Source organism: Mucilaginibacter gossypiicola, from assembly GCF_900110105.1.
GTDB classification, from domain to species: Bacteria; Bacteroidota; Bacteroidia; order Sphingobacteriales; family Sphingobacteriaceae; genus Mucilaginibacter; species Mucilaginibacter gossypiicola.
The window spans coordinates 315,456-341,347 of sequence record NZ_FOCL01000005.1; the positions used below are offsets into that span (position 1 = coordinate 315,456).

Annotated in this window: 20 protein-coding genes; 15 read left to right on the top strand and 5 right to left on the bottom strand. The window is 44.7% G+C overall.

Translation table 11 applies throughout. The annotated features are described in order from the left end of the window. Window positions 1-41 precede the first annotated feature (41 nt). The 3 genes from BMX50_RS18875 to BMX50_RS18885 are packed head-to-tail and all read left to right on the top strand — an operon-like array spanning window position 42 to window position 5,471. Window positions 42-767 carry an ImuA family protein gene (locus tag BMX50_RS18875; protein WP_091212102.1) on the top strand — a complete coding sequence of 242 codons (726 nt, stop codon included), beginning with the start codon at window positions 42-44 and terminating at the stop codon, window positions 765-767. Then, complete coding sequence (locus BMX50_RS18880; RefSeq protein WP_091212103.1) at window positions 760-2,262, top strand: Y-family DNA polymerase; 1,503 nt, start codon at window positions 760-762, stop codon at window positions 2,260-2,262. The genes BMX50_RS18875 and BMX50_RS18880 overlap by 8 nt, the downstream gene beginning before the upstream one ends. Next, window positions 2,259-5,471: an error-prone DNA polymerase gene (locus BMX50_RS18885; RefSeq protein WP_091212104.1), complete on the top strand. Its 3,213-nt coding sequence runs from the start codon at window positions 2,259-2,261 to the stop codon at window positions 5,469-5,471. The genes BMX50_RS18880 and BMX50_RS18885 overlap by 4 nt, the downstream gene beginning before the upstream one ends. A gap of 355 nt (window positions 5,472-5,826) precedes the next feature. Here BMX50_RS18885 and BMX50_RS18890 read toward each other — a convergent pair whose 3' ends face one another. From BMX50_RS18890 to BMX50_RS18900, 3 genes are all read right to left on the bottom strand, one after another. Then, entirely contained in the window at window positions 5,827-6,066 is a 240-nt protein-coding gene (locus BMX50_RS18890; RefSeq protein ID WP_091212105.1) for a hypothetical protein, read from the bottom strand. A gap of 3 nt (window positions 6,067-6,069) precedes the next feature. Next, the gene (locus tag BMX50_RS18895; RefSeq protein WP_091212106.1) at window positions 6,070-6,540 is read right to left on the bottom strand and encodes a hypothetical protein; all 471 of its coding nucleotides are present in this window, start codon (window positions 6,538-6,540) and stop codon (window positions 6,070-6,072) included. Between the two features lie 138 nt (window positions 6,541-6,678). After that, window positions 6,679-7,575: a DUF72 domain-containing protein gene (locus BMX50_RS18900; RefSeq protein WP_091212107.1), complete on the bottom strand. Its 897-nt coding sequence runs from the start codon at window positions 7,573-7,575 to the stop codon at window positions 6,679-6,681. A gap of 85 nt (window positions 7,576-7,660) precedes the next feature. Here BMX50_RS18900 and BMX50_RS18905 point away from each other — a divergent pair, with 85 nt between their 5' ends. From BMX50_RS18905 to BMX50_RS18920, 4 genes are all read left to right on the top strand, one after another. Next, a complete protein-coding gene (locus BMX50_RS18905; RefSeq protein ID WP_091212108.1) occupies window positions 7,661-7,888 on the top strand; it encodes a hypothetical protein in 228 nt (75 codons plus the stop codon). A gap of 12 nt (window positions 7,889-7,900) precedes the next feature. Then, window positions 7,901-8,674 carry a DNA-formamidopyrimidine glycosylase family protein gene (locus BMX50_RS18910; protein WP_091212109.1) on the top strand — a complete coding sequence of 258 codons (774 nt, stop codon included), beginning with the start codon at window positions 7,901-7,903 and terminating at the stop codon, window positions 8,672-8,674. A 161-nt stretch (window positions 8,675-8,835) separates the two neighbouring features. Next, entirely contained in the window at window positions 8,836-9,864 is a 1,029-nt protein-coding gene (locus BMX50_RS18915; RefSeq protein ID WP_091212110.1) for a DUF5677 domain-containing protein, read from the top strand. A 157-nt stretch (window positions 9,865-10,021) separates the two neighbouring features. Then, window positions 10,022-11,359, top strand: coding sequence for a hypothetical protein (locus BMX50_RS18920; RefSeq protein ID WP_091212111.1), 1,338 nt, complete (start codon window positions 10,022-10,024; stop codon window positions 11,357-11,359). On the opposite strand, the gene BMX50_RS18925 is transcribed toward BMX50_RS18920, so the two are convergent. Then, complete coding sequence (locus BMX50_RS18925) at window positions 11,356-13,338, bottom strand: DUF4365 domain-containing protein (RefSeq protein WP_091212112.1); 1,983 nt, start codon at window positions 13,336-13,338, stop codon at window positions 11,356-11,358. The genes BMX50_RS18920 and BMX50_RS18925 overlap by 4 nt on opposite strands. Before the next feature lie 160 nt (window positions 13,339-13,498). On the opposite strand from BMX50_RS18925, the gene BMX50_RS18930 reads away from it, so the two are divergent. The 7 genes from BMX50_RS18930 to BMX50_RS18960 all read left to right on the top strand — a co-directional run bounded on the left by BMX50_RS18930 (window position 13,499) and on the right by BMX50_RS18960 (window position 21,196). Next, complete coding sequence (locus BMX50_RS18930; RefSeq protein WP_091212113.1) at window positions 13,499-14,800, top strand: AAA family ATPase; 1,302 nt, start codon at window positions 13,499-13,501, stop codon at window positions 14,798-14,800. Further along, window positions 14,781-15,377, top strand: coding sequence for an RloB family protein (locus BMX50_RS18935; protein ID WP_091212114.1), 597 nt, complete (start codon window positions 14,781-14,783; stop codon window positions 15,375-15,377). Before BMX50_RS18930 ends, BMX50_RS18935 begins: the two co-directional genes overlap by 20 nt. 358 nt (window positions 15,378-15,735) lie before the next feature. Then, the gene (locus tag BMX50_RS18940) at window positions 15,736-16,851 is read left to right on the top strand and encodes an SAVED domain-containing protein (RefSeq protein WP_394332322.1); all 1,116 of its coding nucleotides are present in this window, start codon (window positions 15,736-15,738) and stop codon (window positions 16,849-16,851) included. Then, entirely contained in the window at window positions 16,838-18,178 is a 1,341-nt protein-coding gene (locus BMX50_RS18945) for an SMODS domain-containing nucleotidyltransferase (protein WP_091212116.1), read from the top strand. Before BMX50_RS18940 ends, BMX50_RS18945 begins: the two co-directional genes overlap by 14 nt. A 59-nt stretch (window positions 18,179-18,237) precedes the next feature. Beyond that, a complete protein-coding gene (locus BMX50_RS18950) occupies window positions 18,238-18,843 on the top strand; it encodes a hypothetical protein (RefSeq protein WP_091212117.1) in 606 nt (201 codons plus the stop codon). Between the two features lie 37 nt (window positions 18,844-18,880). After that, window positions 18,881-19,966 carry a hypothetical protein gene (locus tag BMX50_RS18955; protein WP_091212118.1) on the top strand — a complete coding sequence of 362 codons (1,086 nt, stop codon included), beginning with the start codon at window positions 18,881-18,883 and terminating at the stop codon, window positions 19,964-19,966. A 582-nt stretch (window positions 19,967-20,548) separates the two neighbouring features. Next, window positions 20,549-21,196: a TetR/AcrR family transcriptional regulator gene (locus BMX50_RS18960; protein ID WP_091212119.1), complete on the top strand. Its 648-nt coding sequence runs from the start codon at window positions 20,549-20,551 to the stop codon at window positions 21,194-21,196. Between the two features lie 10 nt (window positions 21,197-21,206). Here the strand turns inward: BMX50_RS18960 and BMX50_RS18965 are convergent, their stop codons facing one another. After that, the gene (locus tag BMX50_RS18965) at window positions 21,207-21,824 is read right to left on the bottom strand and encodes a helix-turn-helix domain-containing protein (RefSeq protein WP_091212120.1); all 618 of its coding nucleotides are present in this window, start codon (window positions 21,822-21,824) and stop codon (window positions 21,207-21,209) included. Between the two features lie 780 nt (window positions 21,825-22,604). On the opposite strand from BMX50_RS18965, the gene BMX50_RS18970 reads away from it, so the two are divergent. After that, complete coding sequence (locus BMX50_RS18970; RefSeq protein WP_091212121.1) at window positions 22,605-25,886, top strand: SusC/RagA family TonB-linked outer membrane protein; 3,282 nt, start codon at window positions 22,605-22,607, stop codon at window positions 25,884-25,886. The last annotated feature ends 6 nt before the right edge of the window (window positions 25,887-25,892 follow it).

The following is a 25,892-nucleotide window of genomic DNA, read 5'->3' on the forward strand; positions in this document are numbered from 1 at the left end:
AAAATATTAGCATAGTTTTGTAGTCCCCAAATTGATCGGTTATGACAGGCGCAAAAGAAGAAATCATCAGCAAACTCCGGCAGGATATCCTGCAATGGGAGGGATTCCGGCCACCGCTGCCGGGAATGGCGGGAAGTTTTGAATTGGGACCGCTGGAACAGGCTTTTCCCAATGACGTTTTCCCTACAGGGACGGTCCATGAGTTCATCAGCCTTTGCCCGGAAGATACCGCGGCCTGCGGCGGTTTCATAGCCGGGCTCGTAAAGACATTGCTGCAGCATGGCGGCGCATGCCTGTGGATCAGTGCTACCAGGCGCATCTACCCGCCGGCATTGAAGCTGTTTGGAGTAGATCCAGATCTGGTCGTATTTGTTGATGTGCCGCTCATTAGAGATGTTTTGTGGGTAACGGAAGAAGCGCTGAAATGTGAAGGCGTCGCCGCTGTGATCTGCGAAACCGGTGGCATGAACTTTATGGAATCAAGACGCCTGCAGCTTGCCGTGGAAAAAAGCCATGTAACCGGCTTCATCCTTCAGAAAGACGCAAAAAGGGTAGGTACTACAGCCTCGGTAGCCCGATGGCGGGTCAGGCAGGTGCCCAGTGAACCCCGCCCGGGTATGCCTGGTGTAGGCTTCCCGCGCTGGCAGGTCGACCTGTTAAAAGTCCGGAACGGGAATCCCGGGAGCTGGACGGTAGAATGGTCGAAACGTAAATTCCGGACAATTATTCCCATCGAACCTGCTGAACAATTGCGGTATTATGCCTAAACGTTTCGTATCGATTTGGTTCAGGCACCTGCTGACCGACTGGAAGAAAATACGTCAGCCCTCCCTGAAAGGAAAGGCTATCGTATTTGCTGAACCCAACCACGGCCGGCTCGTTATTACTGCGACCAGCGCGGAAGCGGAAAAATATGGCGTAATTGCCGGGATGGTCGTGGCCGACGCGAAGGTCATCGCACCCGGCCTGGAAGTGTTGGATGGGAAACCGGGGCATAACCTGAAGCTCCTCAAAGGACTTGCAGAATGGAGCCTCCGTTATACCCCATTGGTGGCAGTCGATCTGCCGGACGGCCTGCTGCTGGAGGTTACCGGTTGCACCCACCTGAGGGGCGGCGAACGGGATTTTCTGAAAGATCTGACCGGTCGCCTGAAGGAATTCGGGTATGACGTAAGGCCCGGTATGGCGGATACCATAGGCTGCGCATGGGGCGTAGCGCGTTGTGCCCCTTATGATCTCATTGTACCGGAAGGGGGGCATCGTATGGCCATGATGCCGTTGCCACCATCGGCTTTACGGCTTCCGACAGATCTGTTGATCAAGCTCCAAAACCTGGGCCTCTACCAGGTCAGCAGCTTCATTCATATACCCCATGCCGTACTGCGCCGAAGGTTCGGAAAAGAAATGATCTTGCGGATGCTACAGGCACTTGGGCAGGAAGAGGAATTCCTGGTGCCCCTTAAAGAGCCGGTGCCTTATAGTGAACGATTAAATTGCCTGGAACCTGTGAGTACGCGTCCGGCCATCGAGATAGCCCTTAAAACTTTGCTGGATAACCTGTGTAAAAGGTTGTATGGCGAGGGGCGCGGATTGAGGACCGCGATCATGACCTATTACCGGATCGACGGTCAGTCTGGAAAGGTAGCTATCGGCACCAATTCTGCAAGTCATCGCAGTGAACACCTGTTTAAGCTTTTCGCCTTGCAACTGGACACCGTCGCCCCGGGCCTGGGCATCGAACTTTTCGTACTCGACGCTTTCCAGGTAGAGCCTGTGAATGAGAAGCAAAACGACCTGTGGGCCGCGAAACCAGGGGCGGACAGTGAAGTAGTAACGGAAATGCTTGACCGTATCGCCGGAAAAATTGGAACTGAAGGCATCAGGCGTTACCTGCCTGATGAGCACTACTGGCCGGAACGTACTGCCCTGCCAACCCACGAGATCCGGAAAAAACCGGACAGTGAATGGCGCAGGGATAAACCCCGGCCGATGCAGTTACTTGACAACCCTGAACCGATAGAGGCGACTGCGCTCACCCCGGACTACCCGCCGATCCTTTTTATCTATAAGGGAAAACGGCATGAAATTAAAAAAGCGGACGGTCCGGAACGCATAGAACGGGAGTGGTGGCTGGAGGAAGGTGAACACCGGGACTATTATATCGCCGAAGACCAGGACGGGAGGCGGTACTGGATCTTCCGGTCCGGGCACTACAACGGGGAACAATCGGGGCACTGGTTTTTACACGGCTTTTTCGCATGAGTTACGTTGAACTACAGGTTACCAGCAATTTCAGCTTCCGCAGGGGCGGATCACACCCTGAAGAGCTTGTCGACCAGGCTGCCGACCTAGGTTACGATGCCATTGCCATTACCGACCGTAATACTTTTGCCGGCCTGGTCCGGGGATACGTGGTCGCAAACGATCGCAAGATCCGCCTGATCCCCGCGGTTCGCCTTGACCTGCTCGACGGGCCCAGCCTGCTGGCCTACCCGACTGACAAAGCCGCATACGCCCGTTTGTCGGCCCTGCTCACACGCGGCAACTTTCGCGCAGAAAAAGAGAAATGTTTTATCTATAAAAAGGATGTTTACGAATTCGCTGAAGGCAGTTATTTCATCGTCATACCGCCTGCCTCGCTGACGGAGGACTTTGAATTCGAACTTATTTTCAAGCACGACCTTGCTGACTATGAGCGAAATTTAGGGGATAGACTTTTCATAGCGGCAACCAAATATTACACAGGGGATGATGCCAAACGTCTTTTTCTGCTGGCAGAACTCGGCGTTCCGATGGTCGCAACCAACGATGTACATTACCATGACCCTTCAAGACGGGAATTGCAGGATGTGCTCACCTGCGTCAGGGAAAAATGTACGATCTATAATGCCGGCTACAAACTCCACCAGAATGCGGAACGCCATTTGAAGGCGAAAACCGAAATGGAACGGATTTTCCGGGCTTACCCGGAGGCGATAGCCAATGCCCGGGTCATTGCCGATGCCTGCATCTTCGACCTGAAAAGCCTGAAATATGTTTATCCAAAAGAGCTGATCACCGATGGCCGGACACCTGATGAACAGCTTGCGATGCTGGCCTGGCAGGGCGCTAAGAATTTTTACGGAGAGCAGCTTCCGCCCAAAGTGGTGAAACAGATCGCGTTTGAACTTGATTTTATTAAAAAAACGGACAATGCCAATTACTTCCTCACCGTAGAGGATTATGTCCGCTGGGCCAGGGAACATGGTATCCTCTGCCAGGGTAGGGGATCCGCTGCTAATTCTACCGTCTGCTTTTGCCTGGGTATCACTTCCGTTAACCCCGATAAATTCAACCTGTTGTTCGCGCGCTTCATGTCGGAAGAACGCAACGAGCCGCCCGATATCGATGTGGACTTTGAACACGAAAGGAGGGAAGAGGTGATCCAGTATATTTTCAACAAGTTCGGCCGTGACCGGGCGGCGATCCTGCCCACTGTTACGGTACTCCATCAAAAAGGCGCGATCCGGGATGTGGGCAGGGCTATGGGTTTATCGGTAGACACCGTTAACAGGCTGTCCAACGCGATCTGGGAATTCACGGATGAATGGTTCGAGGAGGATAAACTCAGGGCCCTCGGACTGAACCCCAAGGATCCGCATATGTTGAAAGTATTAAGCCTCACGTCGCAGCTCATCGGCTTTCCGAGGCAGCTCGGCCAGCATACCGGCGGTTTCGTCATTACCGAAGGACAGCTGAGCGACCTGTGCCCCATCTTCAAAGCGAGGATGGAGGACCGGACGAACATTGAATGGAACAAGGACGATATCGATGCCCTCGGCTTTTTAAAGGTCGATGTTCTCGGGCTCGGGATGCTCACCTGCATTCGTAAAGCTTTTGACCTGGCCAAACAGCATTATGGATTAGACCTTACCCTGGCCAATATTCCACAGGATGACCCGAAAGTTTACCAGATGATCACCGAGGCTGATACCCTGGGCGTGTTCCAGATTGAAAGCCGCGCGCAGATGTCCATGTTACCGCGCATGAAACCGAATTGCTTTTACGATCTCGTGATCGAAGTGGCCATAGTACGACCCGGACCCATACAGGGGGATATGGTGCATCCCTACCTGAGACGACGAACGGGTGAGGAATCGGTGGATTATCCCTCGGACGAGATTAAATCCATCCTGGAAAGGACATTGGGCGTGCCGCTTTTCCAGGAGCAGGCCATGGAAATCGCCATCGTCGCTGCAGGTTTTACTCCTGCCGAAGCGGATCTCCTGCGACGGAGTATGGCCACTTTTAAATTTAATGGCCTGGTCACCAAATTTGAACATAAGCTGGTCAATGGCATGGTGGAACGGGGATATACGAAAGACTTCGCTCAGCGGATCTTTAAACAGCTGGAGGGTTTCGGTAGCTATGGTTTTCCGGAAAGCCACGCAGCCAGTTTCGCCCTCCTGGTCTACGTATCCTGCTGGCTGAAATGTTATTACCCGGACGTATTCGCAGCTGCCCTGCTGAACAGCCAGCCCATGGGCTTTTACCAACCGGCACAGATCGTGCGGAATGCCGCTGAGCATGGTGTGAAAATCCTTCCGGCAGACATCAACCTTTCTCAATGGGACAACACGCTGGAGCGGAAATGGGGTAACTATTATGCGCTTCGTTTAGGGTTCAGGCAGGTTAAGGGCGTCCGGGAAGATGAAATGCAGCGTCTTGTTTCGGGCCGTGTAAAGAAATATACTGCTGCCAGTCAGGTTTGTGAAGCGGGCGTTTCAGTCGCTACGCTTGAACTGCTGGCCAATGGGGATGCCTTCCGTTCCATGGGTATGGACAGGCGCCAGGCACTTTGGGATGTCGCAGCCTTGAAGGATCGCCCTATAGCGGCTTTTGAAGGCCAACCATCGGAAAGTGAGTTTGAGCCCCAGGTGCAATTGCCGCTGATGTTGCCATCAGAACATGTCGTGCAGGATTATGCGACTACAGGGCTTTCGATCAAAGGCCACCCGGTAGGCTTTATAAGGGAAAAATTAAACATGTTGAATGTGCTGCCCTGCAGTAAATTAAGTGAATGCGAGGAAGCACAGTGGATCAAGGTCGCTGGCCTCGTACTGGTCAGGCAAAGGCCTGGTACCGCCAAAGGCGTTTGTTTTATTACCCTGGAAGATGAGACAGGCCAAAGCAATCTGGTTGTATTCCCGCAGGTATTCGATAAGTACCGCAAGGAAATACAGAATTCCCGTCTGCTGATGGTCGAAGGGAAGATACAAAAGACTGAAGTGGTGCATGTGATCGTCCGCCGATGCTTTGATTATACCAAACTCCTGGGTAACCTGACTGCGGTCCAGAATGACCAGCAGCCGGTACTAACATTGTCCCGTGCTGATGAAAAAGCTTCACCCTTTGTGCCGATGGATAAGAAAACGCAGGTTCGCGGCCCGGCACCCGACGATTATCTTGATAAGGGAAGGAACTTCAAATAGCACCATTGAAAATAAGGGAAGGCAGGCGAATTATGCCTAATAATTCAATTTCTTAAAACCTGTGTGTTTAAACATCCGTTTAAATGTTATGCCCCTTTCTATTTTTCAAAACGGTTACAAAAAGCCCATGATCTGCCCTGAATGCAGGAGTATTCAAACCAAAAGGATTCCCAAGGAAACGGTTATCAAAATAGTGTTTTTCTGGATGCCCGTGAAGCGCTATAAATGCCACCAATGCGAGCACAAATTCTATACGAGAGAAGAGTAATGGTGTTAAAAAAAGAATTGACGGTTAAACAGACCTCAACATGCGAGAGCGGCAATGATGTTTACAATTCACACCTAAAGAACGCGCTCAGAAACTGCTCAGTTCCCCGTCGATCTGTTCGCCGATAGCATCAATATCGTCCTGAGTAAGCTCTGTTTGCCCGATATGAATATAGTTCCCCTCGACCGTTTTGCAGATGGTCAGGGTTGATAAATTATCTCCCCTAAGTTCAAAACACGGGCCTTTGTGTTCGGGCAATTCTGTTTCAGAAGCGACAATATCACAATGTGTGCTCCCAATAATGCAATTAATCCTGATCGTATCCATGGCTCATCTGTTATGTTGCTCAATCCGCGAAGTAATATTATTTAAGACTTCGGCTTCAAGCGGCTCTCCATCGATCTGTTCCCATTCCTCGTTGTGCTCGATCACAGCGATGACCTTACCATCTTTCTCAATGCCGAAATGGCCTTCGTTATCGGTAACGCGATAATGATGCTCGATGCCTCCCGAATTCTCCGTAAAGGTGAACGAGTCCAACGGCTCCCGTTCCCGTATAAACTCAACGATCTGTTCCTGTTCAGCCGGATTAAAATGCTCGCCGATGAACTCCCATTGTCCGCTATCGTCCCAATGAAAAGCGATTTCGCCCAATTCCTGGCCTGCCCTGTCTGTTTCGGTGAGGCGGTAAACGCCGGTAAAATGTTCGCCGCCAGGTAAATCTATTAATACCGGTTCAATAGTGACGGTAAGCTTCGCCCCATCACCCTGATCTACTGTGAAGGTTGATAAATTGATCATAGCCTGTTTTATTGATAAAACAAACCAGGGAGGTAAAGTTTTGGTAATGTGATTTTTCAGGGTATAATTATCAAAACTCCAGTAATATATGGGTATTAACCAGCGATGATTTCCAGTAAAGCCGGTGCATCCCCTGGGTTAACCGGCAATGATATTCGGCGGTTTTATCGAAGTCCCCAGCCTGGAGTTCAATTGATTGATAAAGTAAACACATGCTTCGGGGACATGTTTTTCATCGTTCTGATGCATGAAAAACCAGACCGTTTGGAGCCCCTTTTCCTTCCAATCCTTTAACCTGTCTGCCCAGTCATCCATTCTGCTGTAATCGCTGTCTGCCAGGTTATTTCCCACGAAGCGGATGACCGCATCAGTGGTAGTTAATTCCATATGTACACAATCCCTTCGCCCGGCCGTGTCGGAAATTACTGTGCCTATATTAAGATCATCTAACAAATGGAACAAATCAGAGCGGTGATGAGTATTGCCGAACCAGTCCTTGTGCCTGACCTCCACATGAACTTTTATCGTCGGTGGCAGTGATTCAAGGAATGCCTTGAGCTGAGGGAAACTTTTGGGCGTAAAGCCTTCTCCGAGTTGTAAAAGTAATGGCCCGAGGTGGTTCCCAAACCCGGTTGAACTTTGATAAAACTGAATGGTCTGTTCTTCAGCATTGGTCAAACGGCGCATGTGGGTGATGATCTGGGGAAATTTGGGACAGAACTTAAACTCTGGTGATTCCGAGACCTGTGCGGCCCACCGGTTTATTACTTCCGGCTCATAGATGCCGTAAAATGTCGGGCCGAATTCGACGGTATTGAAGTTCTGACCATAAACTCCAAGGAAGTTTTTATCAGGCAGCCCATGGGGATAAAGTATGCCCTTCCAGGTTTTTTCACCCCACTTTGAAGCGCCGATATATACGCTTAAATCACCACCTGTGTTTTTCGATTTTAAAGTATTGATCGTCGATTGACTATCTTGTGGTAATCTGAAATCAATCTCATTTAATGAATCGCCAGCGCGCCCGAATTCCATATAGGCAAAGTAAGCAGTAATGACATAAATTCCTGCATATAATATTAAAATCTTTAATGATTAGGCCAAAGGCCTATATTTGATTATGGAAAGTGAGACACCTTCATTCAGATTCGCATTGGAATATGCCGGCGAATCGGTCAACTGTGAAGTCGTCATGAAATCAGCATGTTACGATATTTTGTTCGATGATAGGTGGATGGCCTCCATCGAGCATACCGATGATTTTACGTGGATACAGGCATCTGGAGTTATTTTACCGGAGTCGATCATTGATGAGATAGGCCTCCGGGTAGAGAGCGAATATAAATAACGAATTGAAATTATGCCCGAAATACCAGATTTAAACATATTCAGCAGGAACCTTGCTAAACGGCTCGAAGGAAAGAAGTTGTCCCTGATAACAATTCTTATTAACCGGCAACTCAAGGTCTCGGAAGCCGTATTGAAAGAGACACTCGAAGATCAGACTTTAACTGCGATCAAACGGATTGGAAAGGAATTGAAATTCGAATTTCAGAACGGCCATGTTTTGGTCATCCATTTGATGTTGCATGGAACGATGTATTGGTATGAGGGGAAAAACGAGAACCGCTTTACCATCGCCGAAATGCTGTTCGCCGACGGCACCGGACTGGCCATTACCGACTGGCAAAAAGCTGTCATGCTAAAACTCGATCCGGAACCGGTAGCCGTGCCGGACGCCCTCGATATACAACCCGACTATTTAAAAAAGGCATTGAAAAATACAAGCCGGAACATAAAAACGGTATTGACCGAGGGTAAAACGGTACAGGGCATCGGGAACGCTTATGTAGATGAAATTCTCTATGCCGCAAAGATATCTCCATTTTCAGCAGCGGATAAAATTCCTGAAGACAGGATAGAGGTACTGTTTAAAGCGATCGGCACAGTTCTAACCGATGCCGAAAATCACATATCGCAGAATTTCCCGGACACGATTACGGAAAAGGAGCGCGATTTCCTCAAGGTGCACCGCCCAAAACAAAAGCTTACCCTTGCCGGAGAAGAGATCCTCAAAGCAGAGATCGATAAACGCAAAACTTATTATACGGCAGAACAGGAATTGTTTGAATAAGGACATCTTATTTGAGTATAATTCGGCGGGTTGATAACCGAAGATCGAAGAATTTCGTTATAAGCTTACGAAAAAGCGTGCCGTGAACACATCGAAAAAATGAAGCATCGTTTAGACTTCATTAAAAACATGAAAATCCCCCGGCGATAAACCTGAACCAAATGGAAAAATTCAAAGATCTTGTTATTAACGACCTGGAAAATCTGGTCGAAGAATTATTGGAAAAAACCCGCACTGACCTTGGTGTATCTGTCAAGGATTTTCAAGAGGTGTTAAAGAAGAACAATGAAATTTTCGATATTGTTGACACTACATTGAGTGAATTTATAATCAGTCAGCAAAACACGGATTATATCGACGACTGGCGAGCTAAATCCAACACTAATCAAAGTGTTATAATGAACGAGCATAAGGCTATGTTCCTTTATTATTTCATGTTTGTAAATGGGGCATTTGTGGTCTTTAACCGTATCAAAGATGTACTCAATAAAACCACAATAGATATTTCAGATCTGATACCTATCTGCATTCTCGGTACCCTGGCCAGAATGTCTGACGAGATCGGAACTTTGTTATCTGTCGGCGCGACAAAGGCGGCACTGTCCGCCTGGCGCTCATTTTATGACCATGCGGTCATTGGTATGTTCCTGATGAAAAGAGATTCGCCGGATCTGTACAAGAAGTTTGCGGACTACAGCCATCGGGATGTCAAACGCAAAAAAGACTTTTTCGATAAGCATAGGGAAGAATTGAAATTTCCTGCAATGGAAGAAAAAAGATCAGCCGCGATCAGCGAGCGTACCGAGGCGCTCAAGGAACAATATGGCACCGATTTTTTTAAAGACTACAATTGGGCCAAAGATCATCTTTCCGTAAGGCCCACATTCCTGGCAATCGAAGAAGAAGCAGGGATGAGCCGTTACCGGTCATTTTATATTTGGGCCAGTGATTATATGCATCCTAACTTTAATGCCATGGCCAACTTCAACAACGAGGACAAGGTAATCCTTGATAAGATTACAGAACCGGTCATGGAAAAAGAATCGTTTATCGACCCTATGCAATTAACCCTGGGGATCTTCACAGGTTTTCTAAATCTCTTCATGCACAAATATTCTGTTGATCATCAGTATGCTACAAACATGAAGGTGTTCAACCTGCTTTACAAAAAAATGTCCGCCGAATTCTAACCCGGCGGGGCGGGCATTATATCGGTAAAGGATTACCTTTATGGTCATGCATTCGATACACCAGGAAATAAACGATCATCTCCTAAAGCTTCACCACCGGCAAATAAGGACATTACCCCGGTGGGATTTGATCGCAGAAGCGATCAAATTGGCGAAAATGGAGCCGACTTTTGAAAATAAGCGTTTTGTAACGATGTTGTATTACGCCATTGACGACCTGTTCAAAGTAGTAAAAAATAGCTGGATCACTTATGAAAGCATTAATGAAACCGACCGCACGTTAACGATCGTCAAACATGATATTTTTTCTAACAAGGTAGGTACCGAGCATTCAACCCCCGTCACATTTACGCCCAGGGCGGACCAATGGGAAATATCCTTTGCCGGAAGGTCATTGGAAGAATTGAATGTGGATCGGGAGGCAATGCAAACGACCAAATTTCAGTATGAGTTTTGCGAACTCAGCGATCAGGGGCCGTTGACTACGGAGGAAGTGCTGGATTATTGGCTGAACAGCAAATATTACAACGATTATTATAAAACCGCATTTGCCACCGTTGTCGATAAAGATTTTGCCAGGAATACATTTGAGCGTTATATCGAACGGATTGAAACCATTGAAAAACGCAACGACAACTTTTCGATCAATACGGAACACAACGGCCGGCAAGCCATCCTAAATTTTATTCAAATGCCAGATTTTGTAACTGAAATTAGAAAAAGTCCGAGGGAGGAATATGTAAAAGTATTTCTTCGGGATAAAACAAGGCTACCCGAGATCCAGATCATCCTCAGCAATCTTACTTCCGTAAAAAACGTCAACATTACCAAGAATAAAGAGGATGATCTGACGGTCTATCACAGTAAACTCTATTCCGCTGAAGAATTAGAGAAAGATATCAAAGCGACGCTTAGTATCGTGTTCAAGAAAAATCCTGGTGACCCTGTGATCATAGAAGACGTGCTGAAAGGTATTGGCGAAAATACTTATCAAAGAATTCTCGACCTCATCTACTATTTTGGGCAAAATCTGGAACATATCAAGAACGTATATAGTCATTTTGACGAGGAAGCATTCAGGTCATACTTTTTGCCCTTTTTAAACACGATGTCCATATCGCATTCAGCTACAGGCGAGACATTTCATAAAATGGGGAAGACAGATCTGCTGATCCAGAACCTGAAAGGTGAAACCGTATTTATCGCTGAATGTAAAGTCTGGGGAGGTGCCGGGCAGATCCATCCGGCATTGGATCAGTTGTTTGAGCGTTATTTGACCTGGCGGGACGCCAAATCTGCGCTGATCGTTTTCAATAAAAACAATAAAACCTTTTCTGATGTGATCGAAAAGGCAATCGAAGCTACTTCCACACATCGGCTCTTTAAAAGTTTTACCGGTAAGTCGCGGGAGAGTTCAGCCAGTTTTATCTTCCAACATCCCGAAGATGAAGGTAAAGAAGTACAGCTTGAATTGATGTTGTTCAATTGCATTTAGTAGCCCCACGACGTGAGCAGATGGTCCATAGACTCACTAATTACCGATTGGATCCCGGTTGTCTTATTTTTTAAAATGAATTTTACCGGTTGCTGGTAATATAACGACGGGTGGATCGGCATGCGAAACGGTTGTTTGACCTCAATGTCAGGGTGCTTGCAGCGTTTATAGAACAGGTGGTAAGCTGAAAGCTCCCCTATCACATTAAGCCGGCAATCACCAGGAATATCCAACGCATGCATGAAGGTAGCTGCCAGATTTTCCAGTTGCAGATCATCAAGATTAACGACCATCAGCATCGGATGAGTTTCAAATTCCTGTTGCTTTGCGTCCCTTTGACTGGTAAGCAACGGGATCTGGAACTCATATTCGTCTACGTCCAATTCGTGTTCCATGCTTTGTTTAATAACCAGTAACCTATCCCTATCCATCCCGTCATGATAACCATAAAAATTTCGTCCCAGGTCGATCAGTTCAAGTCCGTAACATAGACTTTGGTAGGCGTACTGGAAATAACTGAGGTCGCGAAACAAATCTGCAGCCGACAGGCTTAATTTGATATGGTTAAGAAACAATGCCTCATCATGAAAGCGAATGTCAGCTAACAGTGGCATTTGCGATATGACATCGATTTCCTGCACAAATATGTAGCGCGTACGGAGATAAATAGTATGCGCTTTTAAAAGATTATCCTCCGTTTTTTCGGCAGTATTGAATAACCTTTCCAAACCGCTATTTAGCTCTGCCTGCATCTTTTTTAACAGTTCATCCTTTTTCTTCTGCGCCTGGGAGATGGTATTAATGCCCATCGCCCGCCGTATCGCTAATTCGTTTAACTGGCGTTGACGATGATAGGCGATCAATTGCGCAAAGTTTTCTGCATTCCAGACTTCCAGTAATTGTTTAGTTTTAGGGTCTGCCGAAAGATTATTGATCTTGATGAATACTTCGCGGATGGATTGCTCCAAATGTTCAGGCACGTCCTGCAGATATTTAATACCGCCTAATTCGTAGAAAGTAATATTGATCTCCAAAAGGATCTCATTGTAGCTGGCGCCTACCTGTTTCTTTAATTCTCGCGCACCATTGAGAAATTCCGTTATAGTTATTTCATTTAGCGATAGCTGGTTCTTTAAATGAGAAAATGCGATCAGCTCGCGGTGTTCGTCGGGAACATCGCCATGCCTGGCTAGTTTACGGATATAGAATTCGGAATCAGCATGTTTTCCGGCTTCACCATACGCTATTGCTGCTATGATGAGCAGATCTGTAGACCGGATAATATCCCGATTTGGCACCTGAGCAATAAGATTGTACAGAAAATACATATCATGGCTATGCATAAAGGAAAAGCCATGCTCGATCAGTAGTTTCTTTACATGATCGGGGTTATTAAAATCGTACTTGAACTTGCCGGTCTGTTTGAGCACAGGATAATTGTATTTCTGGCCGTAGGAGGATAAGATAAATGCAGCCTTATCAAAACGCTCTGCGAAAACCTGATGAATCTTCAGGGCTGTTTCGTGTGTAAGCCTGTTTTCAACAGGAACCCGGATGTTGACAGCATCTTTCATTCGCCAGTCATCATTCGGGCGCTCATCTACCAAACGATTATGGATTTGGTCGGCCATATCATAATAACAGACATGGTTCTCCACATCGTATAATATCATCAGCCCGGTCCCGATTGGCCTGTTAAGCAGATAATTCAGCCGGGAGGTTTCAAAGGAGTAGGAAATGAATTTCCCATTGGCGACCAGCTTCAGTTTCTCGATACTTTTAACCTGGATACCGAAGCGTTGATTGCTTGCATTTGACCCGCCGGTGATCAGTTCAGCGTCGAAGTCGCAGCCTTTATCGGGAACATCTGCACGCAGGATCAAACCGTTGCCCTGGTTCAGGTAGGCTTTTAACGCATTCTCTGAACGCTCGCTGTAAACGGAACACTTATCTATCTGCGGAAGATCTGTGAGAGCCATATATCGTTTGTTTTAGAAAATCATGTTAAAATTAAAATTCATGCATAAATCAGCGTACGCCGTAACTAATATCCGAATAATTATTAATTTTTGCACAAAAAATGCAAAATTGTTATTTTAATCGGATTTGTTATTATATTTGCCTTAAATCTATTTTACTATGTTAGTCTCATTTGCAGTAACCAATTTCCGTTCCATACGCGAGCGCGTACAAATCGATATGGTGAAAAGCGGGCAATCGGGTATGGTATCTAATTATTTCAAATGCGGTAAAAAGCAATTGCTGCGTTCCGCTGTTATCTATGGCCCTAATGCTTCCGGAAAAAGCAGTTTTTTGCGGGCCATAAAAGCGGCTGAATACCTCGTTTTAAATTCAGCGGATTACAAACTCGATGAGGATATTGAACCTTATGAACCTCATACGTTGGATCGGGGTTGTCGGACCCAACCTGTCGTATTTGAGATGAGTTTCGTGGCTAATAAACAGCAGTACGATTATTTGATCTCCGTTACCGAAAAACGGATTGAATCGGAAGAACTTTATTACTATCCGGCCAATTCCAGGTCTTTGTTGTATTCACGGGTCGCAGAAAAGGAAATCAAATTCGGTGATTATTATAAAGGCCCGAAAAAAGTGATCGAAAAGTTATTGTCTCCAAACCAGCTATTTCTTTCCAAGGCTGCCGAGAATAATGTGGACTCGCTGATGAGCGCTTACCGGTTCTTTAGCAAAGGGCTGACCGCTTATCCGATGATAGAAGAATACGCTGAAAGCAATATCGCCCGGCTGTATGCGAAACGCCTGGCTGAGGATAAAGATTCTAAGTTTTCGAAACGTTTCAACAAATTGATCTGCGCGCTCGATACCGGTATCGCATCCGTGTCGGCCAAAGAGATCGAGTGGAAAGATGGTATGTTACCCGGAAGTTTGCCTGAAGATATCAAAAAGCAGATCAGGGAGGATTATAAATATGAGATCCGTACGCAACACTTTGTTTTTGAACAAGGCAAAAAAGTGGACGTACAGACCTTTGACGTACGCGATGAATCCGCAGGTACTAAAAGCCTTTTTGTGATCGGGGGAATTATTTTAGAGGCCCTGGATAATGGGCGCGTGTTGGTCGTAGATGAGTTTGAAAAGAACCTGCATCCAAGTATTACGCACTTTTTGATCCAGTTATTCCATAACCCGATCGTTAATAAAAAGAATGCGCAGCTCATATTTGCCACTCATGACATCACGCAGCTTTCAACGGATCATTTCAGACGCGATCAGGTTTGGTTTACGGAAAAGAACGAATACGGTGCCACCTCGTTCTACAGATGTTCTGAAATACCGGGTATACGCCTGGGAACACCATTGGATAAATGGTATGCCAGTGGCAGGTTCGGCGCGACGCCGATCATTAACGATGTTGACTTTTTAATTGAAATGCAGGCGGATGATGAGGTTGAGGCTTAATGAAAGGATCCTCATTCTGTGTGAAGGAACAACAGAATACCTGTACGCCAGATCGTTACAGATGGAATTGCCGCGCAGTTTGCAAAGGGCAGTTTCGATCGAGATATTCTTTCAAAGTCAAAACGATCCAAAAAGCCTGGTTTCAGAGGCACGACGCAGAGAACGGGCGGCGCAAAGTGAACGAAATCCTTATGATACGATATGGGTGTTTTTCGACAATGACCGCTGGCCTCAACTGAGCCAGGCTTTTGAACTGATCGAACGGTATGGCTACCGCGCTGCTTATTCGAGCATGTGTATAGAACATTGGTTCATTTTGCATTTTGAACAATGCGGCCGCGCTTTCGCTAACGGAGAGGAGGCGATCAGATATCTACGGAATCTCTGGCCGGCTTACCATAAAACGAAGGTGAACGCTTACCATGAACTAAGGGAGCGGTTGAATACGGCATTAAATAATGCGGTACGCATCAATCAGAACCAGGATGATACCTTGCCCATACATCGGCGCAACCCCTACTTTACCGTGCAGGAGCTGGTCGATTTTTTTGAGCAACTCAAACTAAAGGATATATAAATAAACTGTTTATGATAAAGAATTAAGGATAACGACAGGAATGAACAAAAAAAGCCCGGGTGTGTGGTAGCTCCCGAGCGATTTTTTTTCATTCGCACAAGGTGAGTTGAACGAATAAGAGGTTTTTCAGGTCCTCGTTTGTATTCAAACGCACAAAAGTAAAAATAATTACTTATTGCGCAAGATACTTCGCTCCTACCTCCCTGTGCCTTTTCCGGCCACTGTCAGCCGGGTAATTTTTAATAAATAAGGAGGTAAATTGAAAAACACCAATGACAATGAAGATTTAATTGAGACGGATAATTACGTCGTTAACAAAAGGCCGCCCATCTCTCCCGAGGATCGGCTCAAACTGTGGGTGCGCTCTGGGGGCCGTTGTGCAATCTGTAACAAATATCTGTTAGAGCTTAATTATGATGTGAATATCGGCGAAATGGCCCATATCGTGGGCTGGTCTACGGCTAAGCGTTCACCCAGAGGGGATGCGCCTTTACCGGCAGAGCAACGCAACAATGTAGATAACCTGGTATTGTTATGCGCCGAGCATCATAAGATCGTGGATACCCCGGAATTGCTTAAGGAATTTACCGTAGAACGCCTGATCGGTCACAAGATCGCGCATGAGCAACGGGTTTACCACCTGACCGATATGAAGGCAGATGATTCTACCGTGGTCTTACGTATGTTCGGCGGTATCAGAGGCCTGTCCGTGGAATTATCCAAAGAGCATGCCCGCCAAATCGTTTTCAGTGATGCGGGTAAATTTGCTTTGTTCCCGGATAGTTTTGACAAACACGGTATTGAGATCGACCTGCACCAGTTGCTTGATCCCGAAGACAGCTGGGATGCTTATTGGCAAATGGGAGTTAAACTGATCGATAAAAGCTTGCAACCTTTGAACGAAGGGATCAAACAGGGGCATATACGCCATGTATCCGTATTTACATTGACGAGGATACCGCTGATGATCTATCTGGGTTATCAATTAGGTGACAAGATCCCTATGACGATCTACCAAAAACATCGGGGCAAAACTGAGACCTGGCTTTGGTCAGCTACCGCACCCGTGGAAAAATTTGAATACCGGCAATTGGCATCGGCAGGTAATGATAAGGTCACATTGATCTTATCATTGAGCGGGAGTATTGGTTTAGACGACCTGCCGGCTGAGCTAAAGGAAGGCACGAATATTTTTGAGGTCCGTCCGGTTGATACCATTCCTAACCGGGATATTTTTCTTAATAAGTTATCCGCGCAAAATTTTACCAAGACGTTCCATGACCTGCTGAGCGGTTTGGAAATAACGCACAAGGGATGCAGGCAGATCGATCTGGTACCGGCAATTCCGGTCGCAGCAGCAGTGAGCATCGGAAGAGGTGTGATGCGTCAGGCGCACCCGGCCATCATGATCTATGATCGTTCGGCCGGAATTTATAAACCAACTATAAAAATAAACGGACATGAAACTAATTGAATACTTTAAAAATTTCCTTGATAGATCGGTCAATCTGAACAGCAGCAGGATAACCTTGCTGGATGAACGCACGACCGCCATTACCAACTTTCTCAAAGAAAGTGATTTGCTAAAAGACAACTTTGTGGACATTATCCCGCAGGGTTCTTACGCGCATAAGACCATCATTAAACCGGTACGCAGCACGGACGAGTTTGATGCTGACGTATTGCTTGAACTGGAAGAGTTCGAGGACTGGGAGGCCTGCGATTATGTAGAGAAATTGTATGAGCTATTCAGAAGCCGCGCTATTTACCGCGAAAAGGTCGGTCGTAAAACCAGATGTGTAACCATTGATTACGCCAACGATTTCCACATCGATATCGTTCCTTATCTTAAGCGGCATGGCAGTAATTATGTCACCAACCGCCGTGATAACAGCTATGAACTGACGGACCCTGAAAAGTTCACCGAATGGCTGGATGAAAAGAACCGGGTGACCAAACATCATTTTGTCAAAGTGATCCGCTTATTGAAATACCTGCGCGATTACAAACGGACCTTCGCGATCAAGTCCATTATTTTAAGTACGATCGTTGGTGAACAGGTGAATGATGTTGCGCTGTTGGAAAACCCCAACTGCTACGATGATATCCCGACGACGCTTTACACGATCATGAAAAAGCTGAAGGCTTATGTTCAGCAGTACCAGATCATGCCCACCATTAATGATCCCGGTCAAACCGGTGAGAACTTTGGTGATCGGTGGCATCAGGACGGCTGGGCCAATTTCCGTAATAAGATGATCTTTTATGCGGATAAGGTAGTTGAGGCCTACGAAGAGTCTGATAAAGAAAAGAGCCTGACTAAATGGCGGGAGATATTTGGCGAGGATTTCAAAAAAGCAGAGGCGGTAAACGAACAACGCTCAGAGGCTAGTAACACTGCCCTGGTACGATTCGATCAAACCGAGCAACAAATCACCGACCTGGGGATACCTGTCAATATGAACCCGGTTTATCAGGTCAGGATGATTGGCCGGGTTACAAAAAAGACCGGCTTTCGCGAGTACGACCTGAATACACAAGGCAATAAGGTTTCTACGGGAAGGTATATTAATTTCCGGATCTCCAGGTGTACTGTCCCCCAGCCTTATCAAGTTTACTGGAAAACACTGAACCGGGGAAATGAGGCGATCAATCACAATTGTGTACGCGGTCAGGTCGTATCCGGCGGCGAGACGCATCAGGAACCAACCAGCTTCCGCGGCAATCATTACGTAGAATGCTTTATTGTTAAAGACGGCATTTGTGTAGCCAAGGACAGGCAATCAGTAATTATCATATAAACAACCCGCTACAAGCTGCCCCATCAAAGCAGCTTGTAGCTTCTATTTATTTTTACAATATGAACGAAGCCATTATAATTGGTTGGCCGGAGGAAATCGAAGACCTGGATGCAGAAGATATTATCGCATTGGATTCCGAAACGCTTAGGATAAAAAGCATCAGAACCAGCTCAGAAGGGATGATGGCCGCACTGGAGTGGTCACTTCCAACTGCATACGTGGTGATGTTGTCCGGCTTATTCTTTAAGTCTTTCTTAGAAGAGGCCGGAAAAGATGCGTATCAAATGTTAAAGACGTGCATAAAAAACTATATCTTAAAGAAAAGACAGATTAAAACGCGGCTATTGGCGGCGAGTTCATCGCCAAAAAAACTTTCGCCGGATTACGATCAATCATTAACGATCACACTCAAAGCCAGGTTGCATAGCGGGCTATTGGTTACCGTTCTGGTTTCCGAGAAAGTCGAGCAGGCAGATGCCGATGATATGCTCGAAGGAATGTTTCATGTCCTTCAATTGCTTTATGAAGACTGTCAGGAAAAAGCACCGGAACCAGCACCAAGTAACAATGTCAGACCCGAAGAAATATATCTGCTGGCCGATCCCGAAAACAAAAAATGGGATATATACACATCCAAACAGCTACTCGAAAAATACAAATCATAACAAACTTTAAACTTGATCCTTTTTAATATTAATTATCATGCCGCCACGCGATCCCAATAAAACCGCCCGCAACAAAACAGTTGAACAAATGAAGCAACAGCTTCGTACCATCCTTCCCGCTACCTTGCGTGAGGTTGACCGGGACAGTGAAGCATCACTGAACGCCTTCATCGGCAGCAAAACCGGTGATTTCATCAACACCTACCATGAGGTGATGCGAACGCCTGACGAATACATTACCAAGTGGCTGGAGGGACTGGAAAAAGGTTTAGCAGAGGGTAAACAGGGTCGCTGGCTGAATATGTACGAACATCTGAAGGATAGACGCAACAAAAAGTTTCGGGAATATACGGAGCTGTTCTTACGGCGGTCGTTTTTTAAACACTACGATGAATATGCCCGTGTACGTCCCGGAGAAAATGAATCGGAGGTTTGGTTTGGCTTGAACGATGCTGATTACGGATTGCTGATCACACCGTGGTTTCACGAGGGTACATGGCGAAATGACCGTTCTGAGATCAGGGTTTTCCCTGAAGCCTATTGGACTATAGGACACGTTTTAAAAACCGGGTTATGCATAGAGGGCAATAAACGCCAAATGACCTTCAGTAAGGTATCAGACTTGTTGAGTTTTATGTATGCACAGATCAGGCTCACCAAATCTCCATATCAGATCGGACTTTATGAGCGTTACATGGATTATGTTGATGGTTTTTCCAATCCACTGCAGATACCATTTTTAATCCCGGAATTGCGCTATGACAATAGCGGAAAAAAACATAAACACAGGCTTGATTTCCTGGTAATCAATCCTTATACTATGGATAAGATAGGTATTGAGTTGAGCCCCTGGTCTACCCACGGCCAGTTTTCGGGAACGAATGCTTCAGGTGCAAAACGAACTATCGGGGAAATGAATGACGCAGCGCGGGAGTCTTTTGAGAAAGATGCTGAAAAAGCGCGCGCTTATTTCAAAAAATACAACATTTTTACGTTGACCTACACCGACAAAAATCTGGGAGAACTGGACAGCCTCTTTGCAGAGTTAGTGAAGTTCCTGAATCCTTCACAACCACCAGCCCAACTGTCGCTGCATTTGATAGATGATTATTTCAAGCTGTAGAAAGTATACATTTTAAATTCCAACTGTTAATGAGATAAGGACCGCAACTGGTGATTCTTGGAATTGAACATGAATACGTTCGGTCACTAAAAGATTACCGGACATTATCGCTTATCGTTTAAACAGCACGCAAGTCATGTTTTGATCAGATCGAAACGATTTGCTGGAACGCTTGGATCTTGTAAATTTCAATTTGTTTAGCATAAGAAATAGGGGTATATCAAATTTTGAGTGTCATTGATTTTTGTTTTGGAAAGTTTTTATAGTACTGCAGGCAAAGCATTATCTGTTACATTCTACGGAAGCACAACGGTCTTCGCACATGCATATACAACAGAAGTCCTTTAAAAGACATCTCCTAAAAGAAACCACAACGATACGTAAAGGAAATATTTCATTACAAATTATAAATATGGCTATGGGTATATTGTTGTTTCCGAGCTAAATCATTTATACGTTTGTTAGAAAGGAAGTGCATTGTGGGTAATATATTCTATCAAATTTAGCCTTTAAACTGAGTATTTATATAGTTTGATTTAATTCACAAAAATCGCATCTTTCTGTACCAATTCGAAAACTATCATGGCCAAACAATATCTAGGAAAGGAACAATCGATGTGTAAGCTCGTTGCGGCGGTTGGTATCGTTATACGGGCTAAAGGATATAAAGGCCTTACAGGTACTAACATTGCAAAAGCTGCAGGATTAAGCAAACGGTTGATCTACATTTATTTTGAATCTGTAGAAGACTTAATTGAAACATATATCCGGCAAAAAGATTATTACGCTGGAGCATCGAGTAATTTTCCTCATTTACAGAGTTCTAAACAAAATAAAACCTATCCAATTTTAATTGACTTACTAACCAATCAGCTGGAACAGTTTTATAAAGATGACGAGCTGCAAAAAATTGTTTTATGGCAGATAAGTGAACGCAGTAAGGTAATGTTTGACGTATGTGAGGAAAGGGAGAAATTGGGAAGCAAATTCTTTAGGTTAGCCGATCTCGAATTCAAAGGAACTTCCGTAGACTTAAGAGCAGTTACTGGCTTATTAGTTGCGGGTATTTATCATATGGTTTTGCACGCCAAATCTACAGATAGTTTGTTTTGTGAAATTGACCTTAACACCCCTGAAGGATTAGAACGAATTAAAAAAGCAATAATAGATATTTTAGGGAATACTTATAACAAAGCAATCTCCGAACGAAAAACCAACAGCATAAATTGAATATAGCTATTTAGCTTCTTAAGCTTAGAATACTTTTACCTGATAGGGAAGTTATATATTTCTGATTAGGATTGTTTCGATTTGATGGATCCGTAAGTTCAAGCCAGCCATAATCAATCAACTTCCCAGCAACTCTTTTTAACGTGTTAACACTATCGTCCATCTCAAGTAACTTAGTTAATATTTCGTGTCGGCTTTTGGCGGTGTGACAGAAAATAAGAATATCGATATACCTCTGTGCAGCCTTTGAGCCTAAATTATATGAATAATCATGATTCTCAATAATTTTTACTTGTTCTATAACTTGATCTATTCTTGCTTGCCGGATATTGAAAATTATCTTTTCCGAATCATTTGATGGGTCTATAAGGCTTAAATTAAGCCAATCTTCAACTTTTATATTAAATTCAAGTAGGAGATTTCTAAATGTTATTAAAGTGAGGTTCTTTCCGTTTTCGTAAGCGCTGTATTGAGAACGGGTCATACCCGCAATGTTGGCGAAAGCCTCTGGAGTGGGAAATCCTGCCTTAACTCTTAGTGTCTTTATAAAAGCTCCTAATACCAAATAAAAAGCCTGATTGTCGTTATTGGCGTCACTTACATTATTGCGGTTGTCCCTTTTTGCCATCGCCTTAAGTTGGCAATAAGAAAAAAAGCTGTCATCCTATTTAAATAGGAATAAAATTTTGTCTATATATTTATTATTCTTAAATTTGAAATAGGTTAATTATTAGAAATAGAGCTGCTTTATAAATACTTAAGGTACATTAATTTCAGAATTAGCTTATTCTTTTTGATTTATTATTTGGTGTTATTCAAGAGTCTCTTCTGCTAAATTCTGACAAATGCATTCGAGGGAGACAATAGGTTTAATGCCCATAAGGATATTTGTGTATTTTTGTACGCACTATAGCTTTATGGGCCCTATTGTAATCCGTTTCGAAAGGCCGTCAGAAGCCCAGCAGGGCGGTTGTAGGGCCCGGCTATAGTGCTTATCAACTATGACTCGTTTTTTAAATAATCGGGTTATGTTGTTTCAGAATTTCAAATTATCGCACTTTCTTACAGCTTACTTTAAATGTATTGCAGACAGCTTTAGCTGGCATTATTTGTTAGGTACCTCCTATAAGAAGCACATATCTTTAATCTTTTCCTGGTCATCAGTTCTCGCGGCTAAAGGACAGCCGGGAATAATTTGGATGAATACCGGTTTGCCGGTATTCATTTCATTATCTCTGATCAGCCGGGTCATTGCCGTCTTAAAAATAGTTCCCTATTTACAGGCATTTTCTACACCAGTCAATTTCACCCAGTTCGACATCCTGTTCGCTCGTAAGCCTAAAAACCCAGTTTAGTTTTTGGCAATTGCATGTATTAAACTTTTTCCCTAACTCCTAACACTATAAAAATGAAAGCTATTTTTTGCTTAATGGGCTTGCTTTGCCTAAAATTTAAGCGTTTTATACCACCTCTTGTTTTTTCTATATCACTGATATATTGCGTATTTTTAACTGAAAATGTCGTTTCCCAACAAGGGAACGCAATTTATTCCGGAATTGTAATTGATTCTGTTTCAAGGAAACCACTGGCAGGTGCTACGATCACCAACCCCTATAACGAAAGCCGCGTTTTTACTGATGGCTTAGGCCGGTTTTCAATTTCTGCACCAAGGCGGGGTGGTTTTTTAGTGGTTACTTACATCGGTTATAATAGCACAAAGTTCAGTTACAAGCAATCCGGTTCAGATTTCCTCATTCAATTGACCCCAGTTACCTTAAATGTCGCTGAAGTCTCGGTATCGACCGGCTATCAGTTAATTTCCAGAGAGCGCGCAACGGGTGCTTTCGCCCATGTCGACAGCGCGCTGTTAAATCGCAGGGTTGGATCCAATGTTATTAACCGGCTGGAAGGTGTCGTGCCTGGTTTATTATTTAACAGGAGTACTATTTCGTCGGCAACCGGCGGTCTGGACCTAAGCATTCGCGGACATAGTACGCTATTTGCAAATGATCAGCCTCTGGTCATTGTTGATAATTTCCCATATGACGGAGATATTAATAATATAAACCCTAATGATGTCGCCAGCATATCCGTTCTTAAAGATGCTGCTGCTGCCTCCATATGGGGCGTCCGGTCCGGGAATGGGGTGATTGTCATCACAACAAAGAAAGGGAAATATAACAGCGCATTATTGGCAGACTTCAACGCGAATATCACGGTGGGTGACAAGCCGAATGCTTTTTATGACCGATCGTTTCTCGATAGCAAGGACTTTATCGACGTTGAAAAGCAATTATTCAACCTTGGTTATTACGACAGTCAGCTTAGTGATTCAGCGCATCCTGTGGTTTCCCCGGTTGTTCAGTTATTGGCCGATCAAAGGGATGGCAAAATTAATCAGGCTGCCGTAGATAAGGAAATTGATAAATTCATCGGAACCGATGTTCGAAAAGACATCGAGCGTTATTTATACCATAAAAGTATCAATCAGCAATACAGTCTAAACCTGCGCGGCGGTAATGAACGTAGCACATACTACTTTTCTGCAGGTTATGACAATCAAATTGGAAACTTAACAGGAAATAACAATTCAAGACTTACGCTCAACGCGCAGAATGTTTTTAAACTGTTGCCTGGACTTGAAATGTCAGTTGCTTTGAATTATATCGAAGCACATAATACCAATAATGGAATCGGCAATCTTACAGCCGGCGGACAATACGGACAGATCTACCCATATGCCCGGTTGGCGGATGATTCAGGTAAACCAATGCCGATAGTCAAAGATTATAATTACAGCTGGATAACTGATGCTTCCGCGCAACAGGGTTATCTAAACTGGCAATACAATCCATTGGATGAAATTCATTATGCCGACAATACATCGGTATCGCGGGAAACACGGATCAACACATCGCTGAAATATACATTTCTGAAAAATTTGAATGCTGAAATCCGTTATCAATATGAAACTGCAAACACATCCGGAAAAAATTATTTCGATAAGAACACTTACTACACCAGGAATATAATAAACGAATTTACTACAGTGAAAGGTGCGGCGATTACGCATATAGTACCGGTATCCGGAATTTTGCAGCAATCAGAGAACGCACTTGCATCGCAGCATTTCAGGGGGCAGCTGAATTATCATGTCAATGAAAATGACCGGCATGAAGTGACTGCGCTTGTAGGAGCGGAGGTGAATGAAACCGTTACCAATAGTAACGCTAACACCGTGTATGGTTACGATAAGGAATTAGGTACTTATCAGAATGTCGATTTTAACACATATTATCCTCTTTATCCTTCAGGATTCTATTCCCAGGTACCGGGAACACTCGGGTTCAGTAAATTTACTGATCGATATCTTTCCTATTTCGGAAATGCGGCCTACACTTTTAAGAGGCTATACACCATTTCTGCAAGTGGCAGGATCGATAGGTCTAACTTGTTCGGCGTTAATGCCAATCAAAAATCGGTACCCCTGTATTCAATCGGTGGGGTATGGAATGCGGCACAGGAGGGTTTTTATTCGATCGATTTTCTACCGTTACTGAAACTAAGAACCACATACGGTTATAACGGCAACATTGACAAAAATGTCGTCGCGGTTACCACCATTAAACGGAATACAAGTGATTATTATACGCCTGGTCTTTCAAATTCAAGCATCGCCAACCCAGCGAATGCGGACCTGCGATGGGAAAAAATCCGGATGATCAATTTTGGACTTGACTTCGGATTTAAGGATCGGATTTTAACGGGCAGTTTTGATATATTTTTCAAGAAGGGTATCGACCTTTTTGGTGATTCTCCACTCGCCCCATCAACTGGTTTTACGATGTTTCGGGGGAACACAGCTAACACTAAAGGCCATGGTTTCGATCTTGTACTGAATTCCAACAATCTCGCAATAGGCAATTTCCGCTGGCAGTCGACATTCCTGATCAGCCGGGCAGTGGATAAGGTTACCAAATACAATCTAAACCAGACGGCTATAGGTTCACTTTCAGACGGTTCTGTTGTCCTTCCGATTACAGGTAAGCCACTTTTTGGCATTTACAGTTATAAATGGGCTGGGTTGACTCATGAAACCGGCGATCCGCAAGGTTATTTAAACGAAAGTATCAGCACAGATTATACATCAATCATCGCAAGTACAAAGCTGGCTGATCTCGTTTATAATGGCCCTTCGAGACCTACATCATTCGGTTCCCTTAAAAACACATTTTTTTATAAACAGCTTTCGATGTCGTTCAATCTCGTTTACAAATTCGGCTATTACTTCAGACGGCCTTCAATCTCCTATAGCGGGCTTTATTCAGGATGGTTTGGTCATTCGGATTTTACCAAAAGGTGGTTAAAACCCGGGGATGAAAGCTATACCGATGTTCCTTCCATGCAGCTTCCACCCGTAAACGACGACCGTGAAACCTTTTACAGTTACGCGTCAACCTTAGTCGATAAAGCCGATCATATCCGACTGCAGGATATTTCCCTTAATTACAGTTTAACGCGATCTGTTTGGAAAAACTTGCCGGTTCGACAACTGGATTTTTACGGGTATATCAATAACATAGCGATCCTCTGGCGCGCCAATAAGGAACATCTTGATCCCGATATGTATTCAGCTTCTGCCTATCCGATCCCCAGAACGTACGCCTTTGGCTTTAAAGTCGGGCTTTAATCATTA

Bases quoted from the DNA above. Each gene is read 5' to 3' on its own strand.
- BMX50_RS18875 (WP_091212102.1), top strand. From the start codon at position 42: ATGACAGGCGCAAAAGAAGAAATCATCAGCAAACTCCGGCAGGATATC.
- BMX50_RS18880 (WP_091212103.1), top strand. From the start codon at position 760: ATGCCTAAACGTTTCGTATCGATTTGGTTCAGGCACCTGCTGACCGAC.
- BMX50_RS18885 (WP_091212104.1), top strand. From the start codon at position 2,259: ATGAGTTACGTTGAACTACAGGTTACCAGCAATTTCAGCTTCCGCAGG.
- BMX50_RS18890 (WP_091212105.1), bottom strand. From the start codon at position 6,066: ATGGATACGATCAGGATTAATTGCATTATTGGGAGCACACATTGTGAT.
- BMX50_RS18895 (WP_091212106.1), bottom strand. From the start codon at position 6,540: ATGATCAATTTATCAACCTTCACAGTAGATCAGGGTGATGGGGCGAAG.
- BMX50_RS18900 (WP_091212107.1), bottom strand. From the start codon at position 7,575: ATGGAATTCGGGCGCGCTGGCGATTCATTAAATGAGATTGATTTCAGA.
- BMX50_RS18905 (WP_091212108.1), top strand. From the start codon at position 7,661: ATGGAAAGTGAGACACCTTCATTCAGATTCGCATTGGAATATGCCGGC.
- BMX50_RS18910 (WP_091212109.1), top strand. From the start codon at position 7,901: ATGCCCGAAATACCAGATTTAAACATATTCAGCAGGAACCTTGCTAAA.
- BMX50_RS18915 (WP_091212110.1), top strand. From the start codon at position 8,836: ATGGAAAAATTCAAAGATCTTGTTATTAACGACCTGGAAAATCTGGTC.
- BMX50_RS18920 (WP_091212111.1), top strand. From the start codon at position 10,022: ATGGAGCCGACTTTTGAAAATAAGCGTTTTGTAACGATGTTGTATTAC.
- BMX50_RS18925 (WP_091212112.1), bottom strand. From the start codon at position 13,338: ATGGCTCTCACAGATCTTCCGCAGATAGATAAGTGTTCCGTTTACAGC.
- BMX50_RS18930 (WP_091212113.1), top strand. From the start codon at position 13,499: ATGTTAGTCTCATTTGCAGTAACCAATTTCCGTTCCATACGCGAGCGC.
- BMX50_RS18935 (WP_091212114.1), top strand. From the start codon at position 14,781: ATGATGAGGTTGAGGCTTAATGAAAGGATCCTCATTCTGTGTGAAGGA.
- BMX50_RS18945 (WP_091212116.1), top strand. From the start codon at position 16,838: ATGAAACTAATTGAATACTTTAAAAATTTCCTTGATAGATCGGTCAAT.
- BMX50_RS18950 (WP_091212117.1), top strand. From the start codon at position 18,238: ATGAACGAAGCCATTATAATTGGTTGGCCGGAGGAAATCGAAGACCTG.
- BMX50_RS18955 (WP_091212118.1), top strand. From the start codon at position 18,881: ATGCCGCCACGCGATCCCAATAAAACCGCCCGCAACAAAACAGTTGAA.
- BMX50_RS18960 (WP_091212119.1), top strand. From the start codon at position 20,549: ATGGCCAAACAATATCTAGGAAAGGAACAATCGATGTGTAAGCTCGTT.
- BMX50_RS18965 (WP_091212120.1), bottom strand. From the start codon at position 21,824: ATGGCAAAAAGGGACAACCGCAATAATGTAAGTGACGCCAATAACGAC.
- BMX50_RS18970 (WP_091212121.1), top strand. From the start codon at position 22,605: ATGAAAGCTATTTTTTGCTTAATGGGCTTGCTTTGCCTAAAATTTAAG.